We start from the raw sequence: 2,959 nt of genomic DNA, 5'->3' as shown, positions 1-2,959 counted from the left end.
CGCCTGGTCGCCAACCTCTCCGGATTCATCGCCAAGGTGTCGCGCGACGACATCGCCGAGCGCGCGATCGGCAACTTCCGCCGTGCCGACGAGGACTTCAGCAAACGGCTGGAGGCCGCGGTGCGGGCCCTTCGGGGCTGACCGGGGCTCGTCCCCGCAAGACCCGGAGGGGGTCGGGAGCGTCCAGGCCCCGGCCCCCTCCGCCTGCGTTACGGGCCGGTCAGCCGGCCAGGGCCTGAGCCCGGTGAAGCGTTCCACGCTTCTGCGGCTGATACGGTCCCCTGCCGCATCCGGCGCCCGCGGTGCCGCGTGTCCTGGGCATCGACGAGTTCGCCCTGCGCGAGGGCCACGTCTAAGCGACGATCCTCGTTCCCATCGAGACCCGCCGCGCAATCGATCTGCTGCCCGACCGCACGGTCGAAACCGTTGCAGACAAAGGACCTCAGCTGGTTCCCGCTCGATGTTGCCGGACCAGTGTGGTGACGCCTGCTGAATTCCGCTGCCTCTCCGAGCTTGACTAGTAATTCCCGCATATGTCCTTCATGCGCCTGCGGGTCCGGGTGGACTCGACCGCCAGGGATGACGAGCTTCCATACCTGGATCGGCTCGAGCGTCCATGAGAGTGACAGGCGCACCATTCCGTTCCAGGGGTGCGGCGCCACCGGGTCAAACTGACTCTCCTGCGGCTCCACCTGGCGCACGCCGTCGGGTCCGATCCGGAGTACCTGGATGATCGGCAGCATGAGCTCCAGACCGGGCCGTCGCTGACCGGACTCCGGCTGCGGCAGGGTGCTCGCGGAGATGCCGGTTGCCCCGGCAAGTGCTGTGAGCGCGTCAGACCGCTGTGCAACCCATGGCGACGTAGCTGAGCGCCTGCTTCAGACAGAGCCCGAGTGATCGTTTCGGAACTTCCATTCCCAGAAACGGCAACATCGGTTGTCCGGTGCATGGATGCCCTCCGAGAGTGGCACCCCGCGCTCTTAGCGGAGGCGTTGCGCATGCGGTGCGACTCGCTCGCCGTCGAAGCACAGGGGCCGTTGCCATATCCATCACTGGGCAGTCGAGGGAGACCCGAATGAGCAGTTGGCGAGATGACGGTTGGCAGTGGCCCCTGGACAGGCCACGCGAGTAGGGACCGGGGGTGATCCCGGGCCTGAAGTGCTGCTGAGCTGAGGCGGCGAGGCGGCAGGATCGCGCCGCCAAGACCGGAGCAGGCCTTGCGGCTCTCGAGCCGTCGAGGCTCCTCGATCCCTGACCTCACCTCCTCCGTCGTTGGTGAGTCCACTCAGGATCCTTCAGACCCTGATTTCGGCCCTGCCACTGCACACACTGGCGCAGGTCTCGCGTCAGACAGATCAAGAGAGGAATTTCCATGACATCTACCATCCCGGCAACGATCCTCGAAAAGGCCGAGGCGGAGGAGATGTATGAGTTCGAAGAGGGCGTCCCCGAGCCTGATCGGTCGCGTTGGGGGATGGACTCCATGCGACTGGGCGGTGGAGTCGTCCTGGCAATGCGGGACGACATAAGTGACTACTGGAGCAAGGCGCTGGGATTTGGCTTCGACGAGCCCGTCACGCCTCCACTGATGGAGGAAGTCATCGACTTCTACCAGGAGCGGGGCATCCGTGAGGCCACGATACAAATCGCGCCGTCGGTCATCCCGGAAGACTGGCCGGACATATGCGAGAAACTCGGCATCGCGCGTGGGCCGGTGATCCGCAAGCTCGGTGCCGATATCGACGCGGCTGTGACCGCCAGTTCACATGCCAGGATCGGCGAGGGTTTGTCCGTTGGTCCGGTGACCCTCGACGAGGCCGCGGAGTGGGCCGAGGTCATGCCCCGGGCGATGGGTATGCCGGCGCAGGGTATGCAGCAGATGGCAGCCGCCTCTGTCGGTCGCTCCGGTTGGTACCCCTTCGCTGTTCGAGAGGCAGGTTCCATCGTTGCCACTGCGACCCTGCGCGTACAGGGTGAGGTGGGCAGCCTCTTCGCTGGATGCACTCTGCCCGAGGCTCGCAAGCGCGGCGCTCAGTCAGCGCTGATCGCGGCACGGGTCGATGCCGCCCGTGAGGCGGGATGCCGACTGCTTGTCGTGGAGACCTTCGACGAGCCGCCGGGCACGCACAACTCCTCGTACCACAACCTGATCCGTGCCGGATTCACCCTGCGTTATCCGCGCCCGAACTGGATCTGGCGCAACCCAGGAGCAGCCTCCCAGTGAGGCTGAGGAACTGGTGAATGGCTGGAGGGGACGGGCTGCGCTCGCTGCCGCACCTCTGTCATGGCCCGTACAGGCCGCACGCCGGCACTCACCAGTTCTTCCGACAGGTGGTGCGGTCCCCGCGCTCTGCGAGAGGGGACCGCACCTCGGCGATGCGGGTGAGCATGGAACGCTCCATCCCCATGCCGGACCAGCAGGCTGGCGCGTGATCGGTGTGCGCGAACGTCGCGAGAAGTCGGTCGACAGCACGAGACCGTTGGACTACCTGTTCGCCGCCTCAAAATTTCTGTCGCGGACGGAAACTTTTCGGGTCCTCACAGCATCGTGGGGGCATGAGAAGCGGCAACCACAGACTGGAGCGCCGGGGGCGCCGACCGCGGTGTCGGGGGTTAAGCACAAACCCTCACCGTGAACGGTGTGAATTGGCTCTGGCGCGCCTGATCAGGGTTGTGCAGAGCGATCGTGGTACAGGTTTCGCATGCACGGTTGGGGGTCTGGCCCCGTCGCCGGGTCGGGCCTTCTCAGGTGTCCACCAGTTGATTCTGACTTGACGGTTTGTTACTTACCCATCGATCGCCTGAGCCCGGCGATTCACAAATAATCGTGTGCCTTGTCGTTGAATACCCGTACACCAAGAGAGAGGAACAAGTCGATGCCTACCATCACTACCTCGGATGGCGTTGAGATCTTCTACAAGGACTGGGGTACTGGTCAGCCGATCGTCTTCAGCCACGG

General features: G+C 64.8%; 4 protein-coding genes. 3 read left to right on the top strand and 1 reads right to left on the bottom strand.

The window, feature by feature from the left end; all coding sequences use genetic code 11:
* On the top strand, window positions 1–141 hold a 141-nt coding region (locus ABZ312_RS44990), incomplete at its 5' end, for a catalase-related domain-containing protein (protein WP_500440218.1).
* Window positions 142–209: 68 nt separating this feature from the next.
* On the opposite strand, the gene ABZ312_RS44985 is transcribed toward ABZ312_RS44990, so the two are convergent.
* Complete coding sequence (locus tag ABZ312_RS44985; protein WP_500364696.1) at window positions 210–743, bottom strand: hypothetical protein; 534 nt, start codon at window positions 741–743, stop codon at window positions 210–212.
* A gap of 629 nt (window positions 744–1,372) precedes the next feature.
* On the opposite strand from ABZ312_RS44985, the gene ABZ312_RS44980 reads away from it, so the two are divergent.
* Together ABZ312_RS44980 and ABZ312_RS44975 are read left to right on the top strand one after the other, a co-directional pair.
* Window positions 1,373–2,224, top strand: coding sequence for a GNAT family N-acetyltransferase (locus ABZ312_RS44980; RefSeq protein ID WP_500364698.1), 852 nt, complete (start codon window positions 1,373–1,375; stop codon window positions 2,222–2,224).
* 652 nt (window positions 2,225–2,876) lie between these two features.
* Window positions 2,877–2,959 (top strand): alpha/beta fold hydrolase (locus ABZ312_RS44975; RefSeq protein ID WP_500440118.1); only part of this gene is annotated, 83 nt, incomplete at its 3' end.

The sequence above is a fragment of the Streptomyces sp. NPDC006207 genome, from assembly GCF_040613835.1.
Taxonomy (GTDB): domain Bacteria; phylum Actinomycetota; class Actinomycetes; order Streptomycetales; family Streptomycetaceae; genus Actinacidiphila.
This window is presented reverse-complemented; position numbering and strand designations above follow the sequence as displayed.